Annotated in this window: 20 protein-coding genes; 16 read left to right on the top strand and 4 right to left on the bottom strand. The window is 69.4% G+C overall.

Annotation, left to right across the window (positions count from 1 at the left end):
- The first annotated feature begins 17 nt into the window (after positions 1–17).
- Both ASC61_RS19155 and ASC61_RS19150 read left to right on the top strand, forming a co-directional pair.
- Positions 18–665: a ribonuclease HII gene (locus tag ASC61_RS19155; RefSeq protein ID WP_056215027.1), complete on the top strand. Its 648-nt coding sequence runs from the start codon at positions 18–20 to the stop codon at positions 663–665.
- Positions 662–976 (top strand): DUF2469 domain-containing protein, encoded by a 315-nt coding sequence (locus ASC61_RS19150; protein ID WP_056215024.1) that lies wholly within the window; start codon positions 662–664, stop codon positions 974–976. The genes ASC61_RS19155 and ASC61_RS19150 overlap by 4 nt, the downstream gene beginning before the upstream one ends.
- Before the next feature lie 24 nt (positions 977–1000).
- Here the strand turns inward: ASC61_RS19150 and ASC61_RS19145 are convergent, their stop codons facing one another.
- A complete protein-coding gene (locus tag ASC61_RS19145) occupies positions 1001–1492 on the bottom strand; it encodes a cupin domain-containing protein (protein WP_056215021.1) in 492 nt (163 codons plus the stop codon).
- A 68-nt stretch (positions 1493–1560) separates the two neighbouring features.
- Here ASC61_RS19145 and ASC61_RS19140 point away from each other — a divergent pair, with 68 nt between their 5' ends.
- The gene (locus ASC61_RS19140; protein WP_056215019.1) at positions 1561–2172 is read left to right on the top strand and encodes a TetR family transcriptional regulator; all 612 of its coding nucleotides are present in this window, start codon (positions 1561–1563) and stop codon (positions 2170–2172) included.
- Here ASC61_RS19140 and ASC61_RS19135 read toward each other — a convergent pair.
- A complete protein-coding gene (locus ASC61_RS19135; RefSeq protein WP_157439568.1) occupies positions 2153–2782 on the bottom strand; it encodes a hypothetical protein in 630 nt (209 codons plus the stop codon). The two genes, ASC61_RS19140 and ASC61_RS19135, sit on opposite strands and share 20 nt — an antisense overlap.
- 86 nt (positions 2783–2868) lie before the next feature.
- On the opposite strand from ASC61_RS19135, the gene ASC61_RS19130 reads away from it, so the two are divergent.
- Genes ASC61_RS19130 through ASC61_RS19115 form a run of 4 tightly spaced genes read left to right on the top strand, consistent with a single transcriptional unit; the run spans position 2869 to position 6940 of the window.
- Positions 2869–3267 carry a YraN family protein gene (locus ASC61_RS19130; protein WP_235503598.1) on the top strand — a complete coding sequence of 133 codons (399 nt, stop codon included), beginning with the start codon at positions 2869–2871 and terminating at the stop codon, positions 3265–3267.
- Positions 3267–4847 carry a YifB family Mg chelatase-like AAA ATPase gene (locus ASC61_RS19125; protein WP_200935490.1) on the top strand — a complete coding sequence of 527 codons (1581 nt, stop codon included), beginning with the start codon at positions 3267–3269 and terminating at the stop codon, positions 4845–4847. The genes ASC61_RS19130 and ASC61_RS19125 overlap by 1 nt, the downstream gene beginning before the upstream one ends.
- Positions 4844–5983: a DNA-processing protein DprA gene (gene dprA / locus ASC61_RS19120; protein ID WP_056215011.1), complete on the top strand. Its 1140-nt coding sequence runs from the start codon at positions 4844–4846 to the stop codon at positions 5981–5983. Before ASC61_RS19125 ends, dprA begins: the two co-directional genes overlap by 4 nt.
- 27 nt (positions 5984–6010) lie before the next feature.
- The gene (locus tag ASC61_RS19115) at positions 6011–6940 is read left to right on the top strand and encodes a tyrosine recombinase XerC (protein WP_056215008.1); all 930 of its coding nucleotides are present in this window, start codon (positions 6011–6013) and stop codon (positions 6938–6940) included.
- Here the strand turns inward: ASC61_RS19115 and ASC61_RS20175 are convergent.
- Positions 6937–7827: a M23 family metallopeptidase gene (locus ASC61_RS20175; protein ID WP_056215005.1), complete on the bottom strand. Its 891-nt coding sequence runs from the start codon at positions 7825–7827 to the stop codon at positions 6937–6939. The genes ASC61_RS19115 and ASC61_RS20175 overlap by 4 nt on opposite strands.
- A gap of 300 nt (positions 7828–8127) precedes the next feature.
- On the opposite strand from ASC61_RS20175, the gene rpsB reads away from it, so the two are divergent.
- From rpsB to rlmN, 9 genes are read left to right on the top strand one after another with little or no spacing between them, the layout of a single operon-like run.
- On the top strand, positions 8128–9204 hold the full coding sequence (gene rpsB, locus ASC61_RS19105; protein ID WP_056215002.1) for a 30S ribosomal protein S2: 1077 nt from the start codon (positions 8128–8130) through the stop codon (positions 9202–9204).
- Between the two features lie 38 nt (positions 9205–9242).
- Positions 9243–10064 carry a translation elongation factor Ts gene (tsf, locus tag ASC61_RS19100; RefSeq protein ID WP_056214999.1) on the top strand — a complete coding sequence of 274 codons (822 nt, stop codon included), beginning with the start codon at positions 9243–9245 and terminating at the stop codon, positions 10062–10064.
- Between the two features lie 51 nt (positions 10065–10115).
- Positions 10116–10871, top strand: coding sequence for a UMP kinase (pyrH, locus tag ASC61_RS19095; protein WP_056214997.1), 756 nt, complete (start codon positions 10116–10118; stop codon positions 10869–10871).
- Positions 10872–10908: 37 nt separating this feature from the next.
- Entirely contained in the window at positions 10909–11463 is a 555-nt protein-coding gene (gene frr, locus ASC61_RS19090) for a ribosome recycling factor (RefSeq protein ID WP_188110618.1), read from the top strand.
- A complete protein-coding gene (locus ASC61_RS19085; RefSeq protein ID WP_056214990.1) occupies positions 11453–12328 on the top strand; it encodes a phosphatidate cytidylyltransferase in 876 nt (291 codons plus the stop codon). The genes frr and ASC61_RS19085 overlap by 11 nt, the downstream gene beginning before the upstream one ends.
- Positions 12329–12347: 19 nt before the next feature.
- Positions 12348–14801 carry a circularly permuted type 2 ATP-grasp protein gene (locus ASC61_RS19080; RefSeq protein ID WP_056214987.1) on the top strand — a complete coding sequence of 818 codons (2454 nt, stop codon included), beginning with the start codon at positions 12348–12350 and terminating at the stop codon, positions 14799–14801.
- Positions 14798–15691: a transglutaminase family protein gene (locus ASC61_RS19075; RefSeq protein ID WP_056214984.1), complete on the top strand. Its 894-nt coding sequence runs from the start codon at positions 14798–14800 to the stop codon at positions 15689–15691. The genes ASC61_RS19080 and ASC61_RS19075 overlap by 4 nt, the downstream gene beginning before the upstream one ends.
- A gap of 13 nt (positions 15692–15704) precedes the next feature.
- Entirely contained in the window at positions 15705–16688 is a 984-nt protein-coding gene (locus ASC61_RS19070) for a zinc-binding metallopeptidase family protein (RefSeq protein ID WP_056214982.1), read from the top strand.
- A 45-nt stretch (positions 16689–16733) separates the two neighbouring features.
- On the top strand, positions 16734–17861 hold the full coding sequence (gene rlmN / locus ASC61_RS19065) for a 23S rRNA (adenine(2503)-C(2))-methyltransferase RlmN (RefSeq protein WP_056214979.1): 1128 nt from the start codon (positions 16734–16736) through the stop codon (positions 17859–17861).
- An 80-nt stretch (positions 17862–17941) separates the two neighbouring features.
- Here the strand turns inward: rlmN and ASC61_RS19060 are convergent, their stop codons facing one another.
- Positions 17942–19678 (bottom strand): TIGR03767 family metallophosphoesterase, encoded by a 1737-nt coding sequence (locus tag ASC61_RS19060; RefSeq protein ID WP_056214978.1) that lies wholly within the window; start codon positions 19676–19678, stop codon positions 17942–17944.
- Positions 19679–19697 lie beyond the last annotated feature (19 nt).

The raw sequence follows: 19697 nt of genomic DNA, 5'->3' as shown, positions 1-19697 counted from the left end.
CGGGTTAGGCTCACTGCGTGACACGTCTGGCCAAGGGATCCACGATCCGGCGTGATGCCGGCATCTACGGTTTCGAGCGCGCGCTGGCCCGCCAAGGTCTGCACCCCGTCGCGGGTGTCGACGAGGCGGGCCGCGGTGCGTGTGCCGGCCCTCTGGTGGCTGCCGCCGTCATCCTCGAGCGGCCCATCAAGGGCCTCGCCGACTCCAAGCTGCTCACCGAGGCGCGCCGCGAGGCCTGCTTCGACCTGATCATGGCGCGGGCCGTCGACGTGTCGGTCGTGGTCATCCCGGCCGCCGAGTGCGACCGCATGGGGCTCCACGTCGCCAACATCGCCGCACTGCGCCGGGCTCTGGCCCGGTTGGCCGTACGCCCCGGATACGTCCTCACGGACGGCTTCCCGGTCGACGGTCTCGGCGCCCCGGGCCTGGCGATGTGGAAGGGTGACCGGGTCGCCGCGTCCATCGCCGCCGCGTCGGTCATCGCCAAGGTCACCCGTGACCGCATGATGGTGCAGATGCACGAGGACTATCCGGCGTACGACTTCGCCACGCACAAGGGCTACAGCACCCCGCAGCACCAGGCGGCGCTGCAGCAGCACGGCCCGTGCGCCGAGCACCGCCGGCGCTACGTCAACGTACGAGCAGCAATGGAAGGCACGGCATGAGCTCTGAGGATCTCGAGCGGTACGAGTCCGAGATGGAGCTCGCGCTCTATCGGGAGTACCGCGACGTCGTCACGATCTTCAAGTACGTCGTCGAGACCGACCGGCGCTTCTACCTGTGCAACCAGGTCGACGTGAAGGTGCGCTCGGAGACCGGCGATGCCTACTTCGAGGTCTCGATGAACGACGCGTGGGTGTGGGACATCTACCGCCCCGCGCGGTTCGCCAAGAACGTCAAGGTGCTGACGTTCAAGGACGTCAACGTCGAGGAGCTGCAAGGCTCGGACTTCAAGGTGCCCGGCGCCGACGACTGACGACCCTGCACCGCTGAAGAGCGGTCAGTGCGCGAACGGCGGCGGTCCGAGGATCGTCATCCCACCGCTGCGCTGTGCCGAGGCGGCGATGCGGTCGAAGTCGACCTCGCCGGAGTCGATGTCGTCCGCAATTGCGTCGCTGGCGTCCCAGAAGAACGACTCGATGTTGCCCGGCGTCTGCACGCACAGCAGGCGGGCGAGCGTTGAGGTGACCATGAAGGCGTGGGGGAGCCCGCGGGTGGCGAGCATCATGCCGCCCTCGGAGACGCGCGTCTCGGTGCCGTCGAGGTGCATCAGGATCTCGCCCTCGAGGACGAAGAACGTCTCGTCGGTGTCCGGGTGGATGTGCAGCGGGGTGACCTTGCCCTGCTCCATACGGTCCTCGAACATCAAGAAGGCGCCGTTGGACTCCGCGGCCCGGACTTTCCAGGTGACGACGCCGCCGCCGGCGAACCAGCGGCGCTCGCCCTCGCCCGCCGCCCTGACGACGGATGTGGGTGTGGTGGTTGCGCTCATGGGAGTTTCTCCTTGGTTCGTGTCGTGGGACACGAGTACCATAACGAGACTGCAGTACCATGTCGGGTATGTCAACACCCTACGAGGCCGGTGGCCGCGTCGAGCAGAAGAGTCGTACGCGGAGCGCCTTGGTGGCCGCCGCGCGCGAGATGGTGGCCCGCGGGCTCGCGCCAAGCGTCGCCGAGGCCGCCGACGCGGCGGCGATCTCGCGCACCACGGCGTACCGCTACTTCCGCAACCAGAGGAGTCTCCTCGCTGCTGCGCATCCCGAGACCGGGGCGGAGTCGATGCTGGACGACGAAGCGCTGACAGACCCAGCCGAGCGACTCGACGCGGTGATGCGCCGGTTCACGTCCGTGGTGCTCGACACCGAGGCGCAGCAGCGGACGATGCTGCGGCTGTCGCTCGAGGAGGATCCTGCTGACCGAGGCAGCCAACCGTTGCGGCAGGGCAGGGCGATCGGCTGGATCACCGAGGCGCTCGAGCCTCTGCGCGACCAGCTGTCGGAGGACGAGCTGCACCGGTTGGTGCTGGCGATCCGGAGCGCGACCGGCATCGAGGCCCTCGTCTGGCTGACCGACATCGGCGGGATGTCCCGCGAGGACGCGGTCACGCTCATGCGATGGTCGGCGCAGTCGATGCTCCAGGCCGCGCTCGGGGTCAGTGCCCGTACAGGTTGACGTGGTACTGGATCGTCACCGAGTCGTCGCCGTCCAAGGGCTGGAAGATGCCCCCGACGCCGATGTCGAGGTAGCCCACCACGGTGTTGCCGCCACCCTCGATGGTCAGGTCGGCCGAGGGGCCGGTTGAGGGCCGCCGCTCGATCTTCGTGCGCCAGTCATCGACGGGCGACGCGTCGAGGCCGAACGACGTGAGACCGTCGCGCATCACGGAGTAGGCCGTGTCCAGCGGCATGGGCTTCGTGTCGAAGTCGATGCCGGTGGGACGGGTGGGATCCGCGGGGTCCTTGTGCATGATGCGCTCGAAGATCAGGAGGTAGATCCTGGTCTCCAGCTCCTTGCCCTCTGGCAGCAGGAAGCGGACTCGTCGCGGCTTGCGGGTCTCGTACGTGACGTGGTCCTCGTCGGCGCGCATCCCGACGTCCGATGCCGACGGCGGGGTGCGCAGGTCCCACACCTCGACGCCCTTCGCATCCGTGGGCGCCGTTGCGTGGGGTGTCTTGCCCGGGTCCTTGTCGCCGTCGACGCTCACGGTGCACGCGGGCGTCAGCAGCAGTGCCAGCGACGCCATCGCGGTGGCGCGGCGCGTGCGTCCCGAAAGGCCCCCCATGATCCCCAGTGTGCCTGACGCGTTTCTCGTCGAGCGTCCACAGCCCTGAACGTCCGAGCAGTACGTCCACAGCCCGGCTCCGAGGCATGGAGGCGCGCGCCCTGACGCCCGAGGCTGGCTGGATGACGTACGCGCGCAACAAGGCCCTCGGCTCCTACGGTGAACGGATCGCCGCCGAACATCTCGAGGCGCTCGGCATGGTCGTGCTGGCCCGCAACTGGACGTGTCGTTTCGGTGAGATCGACATCGTCGCCCGCGACGGCTCGACGCTGGTGATCTGCGAGGTCAAGACCCGCACCAGCAACCATCACGGGGGCCCGTTCGAGGCGATCACGGGTCACAAGGCGACGCGGCTGCGCCGGCTCGCGATGCACTGGCTCGAGGTGCACGACGTGCAGCCACCGAGTCTCCGCATCGACATCGTCTCGGTGGTCGTGCCGCCTCGTGGTGCTCCGGTCGTCGACCGCATCGCCGGAGTCGCCTGATGGCGGCCGCAACCCATTCGGTGACCCTCGACGGCTTGTCGGGGCGGCCCATCGAGGTCGAGGTCGACATCTCCGGGGGGCTGCCGACGACCGTTCTCGTCGGCCTGGCCGACACCATGGTCAACGAGGCGCGCGACCGGTGCAGGTCGGCGGTCTCCAACTCCGGCACGACGTGGCCCGACCAGCGGGTGACGATCAACCTGGCGCCGTCGACGCTGCCCAAGACCGGGTCGCACTACGACCTGGCGATCGCTCTCGCGGTGTTCGCTGCCAAGTCGCTGGTTCCTGCCGAGCGGCTTGCCGGTGCGGTGTTCCTCGGCGAGCTCGCGCTCGACGGCAGGCTGCGGGCGATACGCGGCGTGCTGCCCGCCACGCTGGCCGCCCTCGAGGCCGGGTTCGACCGGGTGTTCGTGCCCGAGGTCAACGTGCCCGAGGCCGAGCTCGTCCGGGGCATCACGGTGGTCGGCGTCCGCTCGTTGCGGCAGACCGTGGCGCTGCTGACCGGTGGTGAGGAGCCCGACGACCCACCTGTGCCGGCGCTCGACGAGACCCCTGGCATGTCGTGGACCTCCGCCGATCGACTGTCCCACCTCGACCTCGCTGACATCGCCGGTCAGGAGGACTCACGGATGGCACTCGTGGTCGCGGCCGCGGGCGGGCACCATCTGCTCATGACCGGGCCGCCGGGCATCGGCAAGACGATGCTCGCGCAACGGCTGCCCGGGCTGCTGCCCGACCTGACGCATGAGCAGTCGCTCGCGGTGAGTGCCGTGCACTCCGTTGCCGGGGTGCTGCCGAGCGACGCCCCGCTGCTCAAGCGCCCACCGTTCCTCGATCCGCACCACACGGCGAGCGCGGTGTCGATCGTCGGCGGTGGCAGCAAGGCGATCCGGCCCGGCGCGCTGTCGCTGGCCCATCACGGCGTGCTCTTCCTCGACGAGGCGCCCGAGTTCGCCAGCAACGTGCTCGAGGCCCTGCGACAACCGCTCGAGAGCGGCCACGTCGTCGTCTCCCGCGCGGCCCAGACCGCCGCCTATCCAGCGCGCTTCCAGCTGATCCTCGCCGCCAACCCCTGCCCGTGCGGGCTGAGCTCGGCGGTCAGCGACCAGTGCCGGTGCACGCCGTTGATGCGACGTCGCTATGCCGATCGCCTGTCGGGCCCCATCCGCGACCGCATCGACATCCACCGCTCGTTGTCGGCTCTGTCGCGCCCGGAGCTGGCCAACGCCTTGGGCGGTGGTCGGTCGACCGCCGAGCTGGCCGGAACGGTCGCCGAGGCGCGCGAACGCCAGGCACACCGGCTGCGGGAGACGTCATGGCGTCTCAACAGCGAGGTGCCCGGCGTCGAGCTGCGCAAGCACTTCCCGGTCAGTGACCAGGGCCGGGTGCTCGTCGACCAGCAGCTGCGCACCAACAAGCTCAACGCGCGATCGGCCGACCGCATCCTGCGACTGTCCTGGAGCGTCGCAGACCTGCACGGCCATGCCGTCCCCAGCGGCGACGATGTCGACACGGCCCTGTCGCTGCGGCGCGGCACGCCGCTCGGCAGCGCGCTCCGCGACATGGTGCAGGCCTCGTGACCCGCCAGGATCGACTCGGCCTGAGCCTGGTGGTCGAGCCCGGAGATCCGCGCCTGTGCAACCTTCTGCGGACCCACGAGGCCGCCGAGGTCCTGGCCGCGATCCTCGGTCGCCATCGGCTCGCCGACACGCGAATCCCCGAGGCATGGATCGAGCGAGGTCGCGAGTTGGAGCGCACGGCCGAGACCGTCGCCGCGCGAGCCAAGGCGGCCGGCCTGCGCTGGGTGACCCCCGGCGACCACGAGTGGCCCGACGCGCTGTCGGACCTCGACCACGTCGAGCCGCTCCAGGGAGCAACAGGTGCGCCGGTCGGGCTCTGGCTCCGCGGCGTTGGAGACCTCGGCGAGATGGCCGAGAAGAGCGTCGCCATCGTCGGCGCCCGGGAGTGCACCACGTATGGCGCCGAGTGCGCCTCCGACCTGGCTGCCGACTGTGCCGACGCCGGCTGGACGGTGATCAGCGGCGCCGCGTTCGGCATCGACGCCTGTGCGCATCGCGGTGCGTTCCTGATGAACGCGCCGACGGCCGGGGTGCTGGCCTGCGGTGCCGACCTCGACTACCCCAAGTCCCACGCCGCGCTCATCGCCCGGATCGCGGAGGTCGGAGTCGTCATCAGCGAGCAGGCGCCGGGGGAGAAGCCGATCAAGAACCGCTTCCTGTCGCGCAACCGGCTGATCGCGGCGTTGACGCAGGGCACCGTCGTGGTCGAGGCGCGGGAGCGGAGCGGCTCGCTCAACACCCTCAACTGGGCCGACCAGCTCGGGCGCGCCACGATGGCTCTCCCGGGACCCGTCACGTCGCAGCAGTCGGCCGGCGTGCACGCGGCGATCCGCGCTGGCAAGGCCGTCGTCGTCACGACGGGTCGCGAGATCGTGGCCGAGCTGTCCGGCCTGGGCGCAACCACCGAGGAGCAGCCGTCACTGCCGCTGACGGAGTTCGACCGGCTCCCACCTGCGGCGCGATCGACCCTCGACGGGCTGGAGTGGTCGACGCCCCGCACCGTCTCCGAGATCGCGGCTGCCGTGCGGCTCAGCACGCGCGAGGTGCGGGCGGCACTCGACCTCCTCGAGCGCCGCGACCTCGCGGTCCGGGCCGGAGCCGAGTGGATGCTGGCCCGGCGCGCCGACGTGGGCTGAGCGACCGTACGACCGACACTGGAGTGGATGACGGAGTCAGAGGGACCGGGCGAGGCCTGGTCGGCGGTCCTGGCCGCCTACGAACAGCACCTGCGGGCCGAGCGCGACCTCTCGGCCCACTCGGTGCGTGCCTACCTCACCGACCTCGAGAGCCTCGCCCTGCACGCCGAGCGACTGGGCGTGCACGACCCGCAGAACCTGTCGATCCGCACGCTGCGCAGCTGGCTCGCCAACCTCCAGACGCTCGGCCGCGCCCGCACCACGATCGCCCGCAGGGCCACCTCGGCTCGGGTGTTCACGCTCTGGCTGGCCAGGACCGGCCGGGCAGCCGCGGATGCCGGGGCGCTCCTCGCGAGTCCCAAGGCGCACCGCGAGCTGCCCGTGGCGCTCAGCGAGGTCGAGGTGCGTGGGCTGCTCGACACGACGGCCGGCTCGCTGGCCGTCGACGGACCGCGCGGCCTGCGCGACCTCGCGATCCTCGAGGTGCTGTACGCCACGGGCATCCGCGTCGGCGAGCTGGTCGGGCTCGACATCGACGACCTCGACCGTGGGCGCCGGGTCGTCCGCGTGTTCGGCAAGGGGCGCAAGGAGCGATCGGTGCCCTACGGGCTGCCGGCGTCCGAGGCGATCGAGCTGTGGCTCGAACGCGGCCGTCCCGCCATCGCCAACGACTCCAGCGGTGCGGCGGTGTTCCTCGGCATGCGGGGGAGCCGCATCGACCAGCGTGCGGTGCGCCGGATCGTGCACGAGCGACTGGCGGCCGTCGACGGCGCACCTGACCTCGGGCCCCACGGCCTGCGCCACACGGCGGCGACCCACCTGCTCGAAGGCGGAGCGGACCTGCGGAGCGTGCAGGAGATTCTCGGCCACGCCTCGCTCGGCACGACGCAGATCTACACCCACGTCAGCAACGAACGCCTCCGCGCGGCCTACAAGCTCGCCCACCCGAGGGCCTAGAGGTAGTCCTGGGGATTCACCGGCTTGCCGGACTTCACTGCCATGAAGTGCAGGTGGCACCCGGTCGACAGCCCGGTGTTGCCCGAACGCCCGATGACCTGGCCGGCCGTGACCCGGTCGCCGACGGACACGGACTGCGCGCTGAGGTGGTTGTAGGACGTCTCGAAGTCCGGCTGGTGGCGGATCACGACCCGCTTGCCGTAGGCCTTGCTGTGCGAGCGCCCGACCACGGTGCCGGCCGCCGCCGCGTGGACGGGGGTGCCGCACGGGACGCCGAAGTCGGTGCCGTCGTGCAGCTTGCGCTCACCCGTGACGGGGTGGACCCGCATCCCGAACGGCGACGTGATCCGTCCGCCGACCGGGCGCTGCAGGCCGTGACCTCCGACGCCGGCCGGTGGCGCGGGAGGCTTGCCCGTGGGGTCGATGAGCCGGAACCGGCCGCCGCCGAGCAGCTCGAGCGGATCGAGGTAGTCGTCGCCGGCGAGCCGCCCGAGGTGCAGGCAGGCTCCCGCGCAGTGACTCGGCGAGCCGAGCAGCGTGCCGATCACCTGGCCCGCGCGAACGGCGTCGCCGACCTTCACCCGCGCCGTGACGGGTTGGTAGGTCGATCGCTCGCGGCCGTGATCGATCGTCACGACCCCGATGCCGCCGACCTGACCGGCGAACACGACCCGACCAGCCGCGACCGCGCGGACGGCGTCTCCGGCCGTCGCTGCCAGGTCGACTCCGCGGTGCCCCCGGCCGTAGTCGGTGGCCGGAGGGTCGAATCGATCGCCGATCGCGTGATCCTCGAGTGGCCACGTCCACGGATCGGGAGTGCCCGCCTGCACCGGTGGCGACACGACGAGCAGCAGCAGGAGCGGGGCGACGGCGATTCGACGGAGCATCTGCCCAGCCAAGTCCGGTGACGGGCGGGGCGCACCGGTCGGCGTACGAGCTGGGGACAACCGCCCGCGAAGCCGGGTTTGTGGATTTCCTCCCGAGAGGTCCGGTGCCCTAGACTGGTGGCAACCACTTTTTCGGAAGTGGAATTCGCGCGCCTGTTTCCGTATGACGCGAGAGCTGAATACGGACGCGATCCTGGTCTCCCGGCAGGGAGTGGGTCGTATGCAGCAGGCGCCAGGTCACCGTCAACCGGCGGTGAGACAACCAGGAACGGCACACGTGTGCCACAAGGAGATACGACCATGGCCGTCGTCACCATGCGCCAGCTGCTCGAGAGCGGCGTTCACTTCGGGCACCAGACCCGTCGCTGGAACCCCAAGATGAAGCGATTCATCTTCACCGAGCGCAACGGCATCTACATCATCGACCTGCAGCAGTCGCTCGCGTACATCGACGCCGGCTACGAGTTCGTCAAGAACACCGTCGCCCGCGGCGGCACGATCCTGTTCGTCGGCACCAAGCGCCAGGCGCAGGAGCCGATCGAGGAGCAGGCCAAGCGCGTCGGCATGCCGTTCGTCAACCAGCGTTGGCTCGGCGGCATGCTCACCAACTTCCAGACGATGCACCAGCGCCTCCAGCGCATGAAGGAGCTCGAGGAGATCGACTTCGACGACGTCGCGGGATCCAACCGCACGAAGAAGGAGCTCCTCGGCATGAGCCGCGAGTACGCGAAGCTCTCGCGCACCCTCGGCGGAATCCGCGACATGGGCCGTACGCCGTCCGCTGTCTGGATCGTCGACACCAAGAAGGAGCACCTCGCGGTCGACGAGGCCAAGAAGCTCGGCATCCCGATCATCGCGATCCTCGACACCAACTGCGACCCCGATGACGTCGACTTCCCGATCCCGGGCAACGACGACGCCATCCGCTCGGTCGGCCTGCTGACCCGCGTCATCGCCGACGCCGTCGCCGAGGGCCTCATCGCCCGTGGCGGCAGCAAGACCGGCGAAGAGGAGCCCGGAGCCGAGCTCGGCGCCGAGGAGCCCCTGGCCGACTGGGAGCGCGAGCTCCTGGAGCAGAAGGACGCCGCCCAGACCGGCGCCGTCTCGCCGGTCAAGGCCGACGCTGCTCCTGACGAGACCGCCGTGACCGTCGAGGACGCCGCTGCCGAGACCGAGGCGCCCGTCGTCGAGGCCACCGAGGCCGTTGCCGACGAGGCCCCGGCCGACGAGGCTCCCGCCAAGAAGGCCCCGGCCAAGAAGGCGCCCGCCAAGAAGGCCGCTGCCGACAAGGCTGAGGCTCCCGCCAAGAAGGCCCCGGCCAAGAAGGCGCCCGCCAAGAAGGCTGCCGAGAAGGTCGACGCCGACGCCGCCGAGTGATCTCGGCACACACGACTACCTGAGAAGCGAGAAGAAACATGGCTATCACCGCCACAGAGGTCAAGAAGCTCCGCGACGCCACCGGCGCGGGCATGATGGACGCCAAGAAGGCGCTCACGGAAGCTGACGGCGACTTCGACAAGGCGATCGAGGTGCTCCGCATCTCGGGCGCCGCCAAGGCTGCCAAGCGTGGCGCCGAGCGGGAGGCTTCGGCCGGGCTCGTCGCCAACTACGGCAACGCGATCGTCGAGCTCAACTCCGAGACCGACTTCGTCGCCAAGAACGACCAGTTCATCGCGCTGGCCGAGGAGCTCGCGGTCCTGGCCGACAAGGTCAAGCCCGCCGACGCTGCGGCGTTCGCGACCGAGACGCTCGAGAGCGGCAAGACCGTCGCCGAGGCCGTCGCGGATCTCGCGGTCGTCATCGGTGAGAAGATCGAGCTCGGCCGCGTCGCCAGCTTCGAGGGCAACGTCGCGACCTACATGCACCGTCGCGCCAGCGACCTGCCGCACGCCGTCGGTGTGCTGGTGGAGTTCGAGGGTGACGAGGCCGGTCACGACGTGGCTCGCGGTGTCGCGATGCAGATCGCCGCGATGCGTCCTCGCTACCTCACGCGCGACGAGGTCCCCGCGGACGTCGTCGCCAAGGAGCGCGAGATCGCCGAGGCGACAGCTCGCGAAGAGGGCAAGCCCGAGCAGGCCATCGCCAAGATCACCGAGGGACGCCTCAACGGGTTCTTCAAGGACACGGTGCTGCTCGACCAGGCGTCGGTCCAGGACAACAAGAAGACCGTCAAGGCTCTCCTCGATGAGGCCGGCGTGACGCTCAAGCGTTTCGCGCACATCGAGATCGGCGCCTGACCCTTCGAACCAGCTCAACCAGCTCGCACGACCAACATCGGAGGCCGGAACGTGGACACTGACACCGCTCAGGAAGTCGACGCTCCGGCCTCTGGTCATGAGCTCAAGCGGGTGCTGCTGAAGCTGTCCGGTGAGGTGTTCGGCGGCGGCAAGATCGGGATCGACCCGGACGTCGTCAACGGCATCGCCAAGCAGGTCGCCGAAGCCGTGGCCGAGGGCGTGGAGGTGGCGATCGTCGTCGGCGGTGGCAACTTCTTCCGTGGCGCCGAGCTCAGCCAACGCGGCATGGACCGTTCTCGTGCCGACTACATCGGCATGCTCGGCACCGTCATGAACTGCCTCGCCCTGCAGGACTTCTGCGAGAAGCAGGGCATCGAGACCCGCGTGCAGTCGGCCATCACGATGGGTCAGGTCGCCGAGCCCTACATCCCACGCCGCGCGATCCGGCACCTCGAGAAGGGGCGCGTCGTGATCTTCGGTGCCGGCGCAGGCATGCCCTACTTCTCGACCGACACGGTCTCGGCGCAGCGTGCGCTGGAGATCGGTGCCGACGCCGTGCTGATGTCCAAGAGCGGCGTCGACGGCGTCTACTCCGCCGACCCGCGCACGGACCCGACCGCTCGCAAGTTCGACGAGATCACGTTCGACGACGCGTTGCGGCTGGGCCTCAAGGTCGTCGATGCGGCAGCATTCGCGTTGTGCATGGAGAACAGGCTCCCCATGATCGTGTTCGGCATGGAGGGTGAGGGCAACATCGCCCGCGTCCTCCGTGGTGAGAAGATCGGAACGCTGGTCCACGCCGCTTAGGCGTACGGACCGACCAGAACCGGATGGAGACATCGTGATTGACCAGACCCTGCGTGACGCCGACAGCAAGATGGCCCGCGCCGTCGAGCACACCCGCGAGGAGTTTGCCGCGATCCGCACGGGCCGCGCCCACCCGGCGATGTTCGCCCAGATCACGGCCGACTACTACGGCCAGCAGACCCCGCTCAACCAGCTCGCGGGCTTCCAGGTCCCCGAGCCGCGCACCGTCATCATCCAGCCCTACGACGCCGGCGCCAAGCCCGCGATCGAGAAGGCCATCCGCGAGTCCGACCTCGGCGTCAACCCGAGCGACGACGGCAAGGTGCTGCGCGTGACGCTGCCCGAGCTGACCGAGGACCGCCGCAAGGAGTACATCAAGCTCGCCAAGACCAAGGCCGAGGAAGGCCGGGTCTCGGTGCGCAACCTCCGTCGTGCCGCCAAGCAGGCGCTCGACAAGGCCGAGAAGGACTCCGAGATCAGCAAGGACGAGAACGTCGGCGCCGAGAAGCGCCTCGACGGCCTCACCAAGAAGTACGTCGACACGGTCGACGAGCTGCTCAAGAACAAAGAGGCAGAGCTCCTTGACATCTGAGTCTCCTGCCGAGACCCCGGAGTCGGCGGAGACGCCAGTCGCGGCGAAGAAGACGAGCCGTGCGGGCCGCAACCTGCCTGCGTCGATCGCAGTCGGCGTCGGCCTGATCGGGCTCGTCATCGCGACGCTGTTCATCCAGAAGGAAGCGTTCATCCCGGTCGTGGTGATCGCACTCGGCATCGGCGTGTTCGAGCTGACCCGGGCCTTCTCCACCGCGCGGATCAAGATCCCGGTCGCACCGGTGCTGACGGGCGGCACGATCATGCTCGTCGGCAGCTACTGGGGCGGCATGGAGACCGCGTCGGTCGCCCTCGCCCTGACGATCATCGGCACGCTGGTCTGGCGGCTGTCCGACGGTGCCGAGGGCTTCGTACGCGACAGCAGCGCGGGCGTGTTCGTGCTGGGCTACCTCTACCTCATGGGCACGTTCGTCGTGCTGATGCTGACCGAGGACGACGGTCCTTGGCGCATCATCGCGTTCATCGTGGCCACGATCGCCTCCGACATCGGTGGCTACGTCGCAGGCGTGCTGTTCGGCAAGCACCCGATGGCGCCCACGATCAGTCCCAAGAAGTCCTGGGAAGGTTTCACCGGCTCGTTGATCTTCGGCATCGCCGCCGGCATCGTGACGATCACCTACGCCCTCGACGGCGACTGGTGGGTCGGCATCGTCCTCGGCATAGCCGGTGTCGTGTTCGCGACGCTCGGCGACCTGTCCGAGTCGCTCATCAAGCGCGACCTCGGCATCAAGGACATGGGCGACCTGCTGCCCGGGCACGGCGGCCTCATGGATCGCCTCGACTCGCTGATCGCCGTGGCGCCGGTTGCCTGGTTGATCCTGCACACGCTGGTCCCGGTCACCTGATCATGTCGGCGGTCAGCCGATGACGGCGCTGCGGGACTACTCCGCAGCCGTCACCCAGCCCACGCTGACCGGTGACCCGGCGCGCTACGACGAGGTGGTCGGCCCCGACGGCTCGCTCCGCGCGGGCTGGAAGCTGCTCGCCGAGACCGCCGTCACGCTGACGGATGCGGACCTCCGCCGGGTCGGCCGCGACATCGAGCGATTCCTGGCCAACGACGGGGTGACCTACACGCCACCGGAGGACAAGCCCGGGCCGTGGCGGCTCGACCCGATCCCGCTGATCATCGATGCGGCCGAGTGGGCGCAGCTCGAGGTCGGACTCGCACAGCGCACGGAGCTCCTCAACGCGATCCTGGTCGATCTCTACGGCCCGCAGCGCCTGCTGTCATCCGGCGTGCTGCCGCCGTCGGTCGTGTTCGGGCACGAGGGATTCCTGCGCGTGGCAGCCCGGGCGTCGGCGGCCGACCCGCAGCCGCTGCTCCTCGCCGCGGCCGACCTCGGTCGCAACGCCGCGGGGGAGTGGCAGGTGCTCGCCGACCGGGCTCAGGCGCCGTCGGGCATCGGCTTCGCGATGGAGAACCGCAGGGTCATCTCGCGCGTGATGCCCGAGATGTACCGCCAGGCCGGGCTGCACCGCATGGCGCCGTTCTTCCAGGCCCTGCGGTCGACGCTGATTGACTCGGCTCCGGACAGCAGCCCCAATCCACGGGTCGTCGTGCTGTCGCCCGGCACGCACTCGGAGACCGCGTACGACCAGGCGTTCGTCGCGTCGAGCCTCGGCTTCCCGCTCGTCGAGGGCAGTGACCTCGTGATGCGCAACGGCGCCGTGTGGATGCGCGTGTTCGGCCGGCTCGAGCGGGTCGACGTGATCCTGCGACGCGTCGACGCCGCGTGGAGCGATGCGCTCGAGCTGCGCAAGAACTCGCAGCTCGGCGTCGCCGGGCTGTCCGAGGCGGTGCGGCGCGGCACCGTGCGGGTCGTCAACGGTCTGGGCTCCGGCGTGCTCGAGAACCCCGGCCTGCTGCCGTTCCTGTCGGCCATGTGCGAGACCTTGCTCGACGAGCCGCTGCGACTGCCCTCGGTGCAGACCTGGTGGACCGGCGACCCGCGCTCCCAGGCGTACGTGCTGGACCACCTCGACGACCTGGTCGTGCGGTCGATCGACCAGCCCAACGAGCTCGTGCGCCCGCGCGACGAGCTGCTGGCCGCGATCCTCGCCGAGCCGCACCGCTACGTCGGCCAGGAGCCGCTCGCGCTCTCGCAGTCCCCGACGCTCGATGCCCGGGGCGTACGCCCGCAGGTCCTGACGTTGCGGACGTTCACGCTGCGCTACGGCTCGACCTACCGGCCGCTGATCGGCGGCCTCGCCAACGTCTTCGAGTCGGGCCGACCGGCATCGAGCAAGGACGTCTGGGTGCTCAAGGACAAGCCGGAGGACCCCGACCAGGGCCTGACCGACGTGCTGCCCCTGACGAACGTACGCGCACCGGCGGCGATGGTGCCGCGAGTCCTCGAGGACATGTTCTGGTTCGGGCGCTACGCCGAGCGGGCCGAGGACATGCTGCGCCTCGTCCTGACGGCGCACGCGAGCGCCGAGGACTTCCGGTCGCGCCCGCAGTCCGCAGGCGGGGCGAGCCTCGCCGTCCTGATGGGGGCCATCGGCCGTCTCAGCGGATCGCCCTTCGGGTCGGACCAGCTCGACGAGGACTTCCGGTCGTTGCTGCTCGACGCGCACCGGCCCGGCTCCGTCGCGCAGTCGATCAGCGCCTTGCGCGACGCCGCCCAGAGCGTCCGCGACCAGCTCTCGCCCGACACGTGGCAGGCGTTCAGCTCCACCGATCGCGCGGCCGCCGCCCTGCGGAGCTATCACTACAGCCATCAGGTGTCCGAGAGCGCCGGGCGCATGCTGACCGGCATCCTGTCACTGCAGGGCGTCACGGCCAACATGATCCGCGACCCCGGCTGGCGCATGATCGGCACGGGTCGAGCGGTCGAGCGCGGCCTGCAGCTGTGCCACCTCCTGCGGTCGACGACCACCGTCCGGCGCGGCATCGACGTCGACCGCGACCTCAACACCGCAGTGCTGTCCGCGGCCGAGAGCGCGGTCACGCACCGCATGCGCTACCGCGGATACGTACGCCTGTCCGGCGTCCTCGAGCTCCTGTTGGCCGACCCTGACAACCCACGGTCGCTGACGTTCGGGATCGGCGAGCTCCGCGAGCACCTGGCCGCGATGCCCGGGTCGACCGGCTCGACTCGTCCTGAGCGGCTGCTCGACGATCTCGCGGACGAGCTCGACCGGGCTGACATCGCCGCGTTGACCGCGATCGCGGGAGAGGACCGGCCCAACCTCGAGCGTTTCCTCGACGGCTACGTGGCGCAGCTGACCCGCTTCGCCGATGCCGTCGCCGAGCTGCACTTCGCGGCCGGTCCCGCGCCGCGGTCCTTCGGCTTCGCGACGGTGACCGAGTGACTGCCTACCGGGTGTCGCACCGCACGACGTACTCGTACGACGAGGACGTCAGCGACAGCCTCGGGATCGCCTACCTCGTGCCGCGTGAGCTCCCGTGGCAGCGCGTGGTCTCGCACGACCTCGTGCTCGACCCGGCGACCAACGACGCGTCCATCGACCTCGACTACTACGGCAACTCGGCGACCTACTTCCAGGTGACCACGCCGCACCGCGTGCTCGACATCCTCGCGACGAGCCAGGTCGAGGTCGACACCCCGAGGTACGACCCCGAAGCGCTGGCCATGCCATGGGAATCGGCGCGGCCGATGCAGCGCGACGACGTCGCGGACGCGTGGCAGGCTCAGGACTTCGCACTCACCTCGTCGCTCGCCGACCAGACCGCCGAGGCGCGCGCGTACGCAGCGGAGTCGTTGACTCCCGGGCGGCCGGTCGGCGAGGCGGTGACCGACCTGATGCACCGGATCCACGCCGACTTCGCGTACGACAAGACCGCGACGACCGTGAGCTCGACCGTCGACGACATCTTCGACAAGCGGGCCGGCGTGTGCCAGGACTTCGCTCATCTGACCCTCGCCTGCCTGAGGACGCACGGGCTCGCGGTGCGCTACGTGAGCGGCTACCTCGCGACCACGCCGCCGCCGGGCAAGGAGCGCATGGTCGGCGCCGACGCGACACATGCCTGGGCGGCCGTATGGATTCCCGACGGCGGGTGGCTCGCGCTCGACCCGACGAACGACCACTGGGTCGACGACCGCTACGTCACGGTCGCGTGGGGCCGCGACTACGCCGACGTGCCTCCCGTCAAGGGCGTGATCTTCACCGAGGCGAAGAAGTCGACCCTCACGGTCGAGGTCGACGTCGCCCCGGCGAGCGAGCTGTCGCAACCCTGACAGGATTGAGGGTGTGAAGGCCTTCTCCTGCCGGGTCTGCGGCAACGCGCTCTACTTCGGCAACTCGAGCTGCGTGCAGTGCGGCACCCGCCTCGGGTTCTCCCGCGACGAGAAGGCGATCGTGCCGGTCGACGAGCACGGGCAGTACGTCGATGCGTCCGGGCGGGTGTGGCACGTGTGCGCCAACTCAGGCCTCTCCGGCTGCACCTGGCTGGCTGATGCTCCTGGTGGTCGCTGCTTCAGCTGCCGGCTCACCCGCACGCGGCCGTCCGACGACGACGTCAAGGGGTTGTCGGAGTATCCGATCGCCGAGAGCGCCAAGCGACGCCTGATCGTCGAGCTCGACGACCTCGGCTTCGCCGTCCCGACGCGGCGGGACGACCCGGACACGGGTCTCGCGTTCGACCTGCTCTCGAGCGTCAACGAGAAGGTGACGATCGGCCACGCCGACGGCATCATCACGCTCGACCTCGCGGAGAGCAACGACGTGCACCGCGAGCAGCTGCGGGTGTCGATGGACGAGCCCTATCGCACGATGCTGGGGCACTTCCGCCACGAGATCGGGCACTTCTACTGGCAACAGCTGGTCACCGGCGACCTGCTCGAGGCGTTTCGCGAGCTGTTCGGCGATGAACGGGCCAGCTACGCCGAGGCGGTCGACCGGCACTACAGCCAGGGCGCGCCAGCGGGCTGGCAGGACGAGTTCATCAGCCAGTACGCCACGATGCATCCGTGGGAGGACTTCGCCGAGACCTTCGCGCACTACCTGCACATCTGCGACACGGTCGAGACCGCCTCGGCGTACGGGCTGGCCACGGTCGCGTCGCCCAAGCAGTTCTCGTCGTTCCGCGATCTCGTGACCGGCGTGTGGGTCCCACTGAGCATCGCGCTCAACCAGATCAACCGCAGCATGGGCAAGGACCCGCTCTACCCGTTCGTGATCCCGCCGCCCGTCCTCGACAAGCTGGACTTCGTCGCGCGCCTCGCTCGGACGTAGCTCTGCGATTCGGGGAAGTCAGGGCCCGAATGCGAGAATGGGGGCGTGTCCTCCGTCAACCCGAACCCGCTGCCGCTCGTCTTCGAGCAGAAGCGCGGCCGCGTCAAGCCACCGCGGCATCTCGCCGACCTGACGGCCGACGAGCGTACTGCTGTCGCTGAGACGCTGGGAGAGCCTGCGTTCCGGGTCAAGCAGGTCGCCAACCACTACTACGCGCGCCTCGAGCGCGATCCGGCCAACATGACCGACCTGCCGGCCGCGAGTCGCGACCGGATCGTCGCCGAGCTGTTGCCGACGCTGCTCAACCCCGTGCGCACCATGGAGGCCGACAAGGGCGCCACGGTCAAGTCGCTCTGGAAGCTGTTCGACGGAGCGCTCGTCGAGTCGGTGCTGATGCGCTACACCGATCGCGCCACGATCTGCGTCTCGAGCCAGGCCGGCTGCGGCATGGCGTGCCCGTTCTGCGCCACCGGACAGGGTGGCCTCGAACGCAACATGAGCTGCGCAGAGATCGTCGACCAGGTCCAGGACGCGGCCGGCAAGATGGCCCGCGGTGAGATCGCGGGCGGGCCCGGCCGGCTGTCCAACGTCGTGTTCATGGGCATGGGTGAGCCGATGGCCAACTACAAGGCCGTCATCGGTGCCGTACGCCGCATGGTGGCGCCCGCGCCCGACGGCCTCGGCATGTCAGCGCGCAACATCACGGTCAGCACCGTCGGCCTCGTGCCGCGCATGAAGCAGCTCGCCGACGAGGGCATCCCCGTCACGCTCGCGCTGTCGCTCCACGCACCCGACGACGAGCTGCGCAACGAGCTCGTGCCGATCAACACCCGCTGGTCGGTGCACGAGGCGGTCGAGGCGGCGTGGGAGTACGCCCACAAGACCAAGCGCCGCGTCTCGATCGAGTACGCCATGATCAAGGACATCAACGACCAGGCCTGGCGCGCCGACCTGCTGGGCGACGTCCTGCAGTCGTACGGCGACTGGGGCTGGGTGCACGTCAACCTGATCCCACTCAACCCGACGCCGGGGTCCATGTGGACCGCGTCGCGGCCCGAGGACGAGCGCGAGTTCGTCCGCCGGCTGATCGCCAAGGGCATCCCGACGACGGTCCGCGACACGCGCGGCAGCGACATCGACGGCGCCTGCGGCCAGCTCGCCGCCGCGGAGTAGCACCGCACCTCCGCGATGTGTGACGTTGAAGGCGTCTCAACGCGCGTGAAGCGCCTCCAGCTTCACGAATCGCGGGGAGGCTAGGCCAGCACGGGCTTCGGGGTCAGCAGCTCGACGTTGCGATCCGTCGGCGTGCCTTCCTGACCCGAGGTGCGTTGCTGCGGATCGTTCATCGCCAGCTCGCGGGCCAGGCCGGCCAGCGCCACGGGATTGTTGAGCACACCGCCGTAGGCCGCCGGTCCGGCATGGTCGACCATCGTGGTGAAGATCGACAGCGTGCCGTCATGGTTGTCGACGAGCTCGATGAGCCGGGACTGCTGCGGGAAGTCGATGTGCGACGCGGTGTTGATCTCCCAGAACCCGCCGCTGCCGTCCGGTCGCGTGCGCGCCCAGATCTGGTTCTCGTGCGTGTGGCCGTTGACCCATGCGACGACGTTGGGATTGGCGAGCAGCAGCGCGACGACCTCGGGTCCCAGCACCCGGGGCTGGAGGTCCAGCCCGGTGACGACCAGCCCGTTGTCCATCGTCTCGGACGTGTGGTGGCTGAAGACCATGACGTACTTGTTCTTCGACATCGCGAGCAGCGTCTTGAGCCAGGTCATCTGCTTCGCGTCGATCGAGCCGGTGTCGTAGCCGTTGGGGTTGACGGTGTCCATCACGATGCAGCGGACGTCGCCCTTGTCGAACGCGTAGTAGGCGGTGTTGTCCTTCTGGTTCTGGGCCGTGAACCCGTGTCCCTTGGGTGTGCCCGTGGTCTTGAAGTGCTCGTCGACGACCTGCCCGCGGGTGACTTGCCGCCGGTTGAGGTCGGGCGAGACGAGCCGGACCGGCAGATCGAGGTTGAGGGCGTTGACCAGCGCACCGGCATCGGCACCCGAGATGCTCTTGAGCAGGTCAGCCTGCGACACGCCAGGGGGCACCGTCGTCACCTTGAGGGCACCCGTGGAGATCAGGCTCAGCGGCAACGTGTGAGGGAAGTTGCCCTGCACCAGGCCGTCATGGTTGCCGAACGCGGCGTACCACGGCATCTTGAGGCCCTCGGAGATGAACGGCTTGCGTGCGGCGTCGAGCAGGCCCGGGACCTGCGGGAAGCCGAACACCGACTTGTAGATGTCGGGGGCCTTGCCCTTGGGTGGCGTGTCCGGGTGCCAGTAGTGGGTGTCGTAGTTGATCGTCGTGTTGTCGGACACGCCTTCGTACTTGGACTTCAACCCGGAGTCGGGGACGATCTGCTTGCCGCCGTCCATGATGTCGATGTTCCAGCGGAACTCGTTGAGCTGGCAGTTGTCGGAGTTGTCGCCGGTCTGGATCGCGAACGCGAGCGGGGTGCCGCTGACCGGCGCCGCGGCCTTGACCTTGTTGATCGCGCGGACCATGGCCTCGGCGACCTGCAGCGTGAGCATCTCGTGGGCGCGGTAGCTCGAGCTGAGCAGGCCGATGACCGGATCACTTGGTGCGTACTTGTCCTCGAACCTGTCGACGTACTCCAGCCGCATCGGCGACTGCGCATCCACGAGGTGCACGTCGGTCATGTGCGCGAACGCGAGGACCGGGGTCCGCGTGGTCGTACGTGTGTCGGTCGCCGTGCCGCCGAGGTCGGTGCGCAGCAGGTGCGGCTCGCCCGACTGCACGATGACCGGGGCGTAGCCGCCGGCGCCCGGCGTGCCGCGCACGAGCCTGCTGTCGAGGGTCGTGTGCTGCGGGGAGAGCTGACCGGTGACGGCCCACGCCGCGGTGGAGAACGACAGATCGGTCAGCGCCGCCGCCCCTCCGATGACAACGCTGGACTGGATGAGCGTGCGACGAGACAGAGCCATGCACCAACAACGATCCGGC

The organism is Aeromicrobium sp. Root344, from assembly GCF_001425755.1.
Classification (GTDB): domain Bacteria; phylum Actinomycetota; class Actinomycetes; order Propionibacteriales; family Nocardioidaceae; genus Aeromicrobium.
This window is presented reverse-complemented; position numbering and strand designations above follow the sequence as displayed.

Bases quoted from the DNA above. Each gene is read 5' to 3' on its own strand.
- ASC61_RS19130 (WP_235503598.1), top strand. From the start codon at position 2,869: ATGGAGGCGCGCGCCCTGACGCCCGAGGCTGGCTGGATGACGTACGCG.
- tsf (WP_056214999.1), top strand. From the start codon at position 9,243: ATGGCTATCACCGCCACAGAGGTCAAGAAGCTCCGCGACGCCACCGGC.
- ASC61_RS20175 (WP_056215005.1), bottom strand. From the start codon at position 7,827: ATGCTCCGTCGAATCGCCGTCGCCCCGCTCCTGCTGCTGCTCGTCGTG.
- ASC61_RS19115 (WP_056215008.1), top strand. From the start codon at position 6,011: ATGACGGAGTCAGAGGGACCGGGCGAGGCCTGGTCGGCGGTCCTGGCC.
- ASC61_RS19125 (WP_200935490.1), top strand. From the start codon at position 3,267: ATGGCGGCCGCAACCCATTCGGTGACCCTCGACGGCTTGTCGGGGCGG.
- ASC61_RS19140 (WP_056215019.1), top strand. From the start codon at position 1,561: ATGTCAACACCCTACGAGGCCGGTGGCCGCGTCGAGCAGAAGAGTCGT.
- ASC61_RS19080 (WP_056214987.1), top strand. From the start codon at position 12,348: ATGACGGCGCTGCGGGACTACTCCGCAGCCGTCACCCAGCCCACGCTG.
- ASC61_RS19135 (WP_157439568.1), bottom strand. From the start codon at position 2,782: ATGGGGGGCCTTTCGGGACGCACGCGCCGCGCCACCGCGATGGCGTCG.
- ASC61_RS19145 (WP_056215021.1), bottom strand. From the start codon at position 1,492: ATGAGCGCAACCACCACACCCACATCCGTCGTCAGGGCGGCGGGCGAG.
- ASC61_RS19060 (WP_056214978.1), bottom strand. From the start codon at position 19,678: ATGGCTCTGTCTCGTCGCACGCTCATCCAGTCCAGCGTTGTCATCGGA.
- ASC61_RS19150 (WP_056215024.1), top strand. From the start codon at position 662: ATGAGCTCTGAGGATCTCGAGCGGTACGAGTCCGAGATGGAGCTCGCG.
- rpsB (WP_056215002.1), top strand. From the start codon at position 8,128: ATGGCCGTCGTCACCATGCGCCAGCTGCTCGAGAGCGGCGTTCACTTC.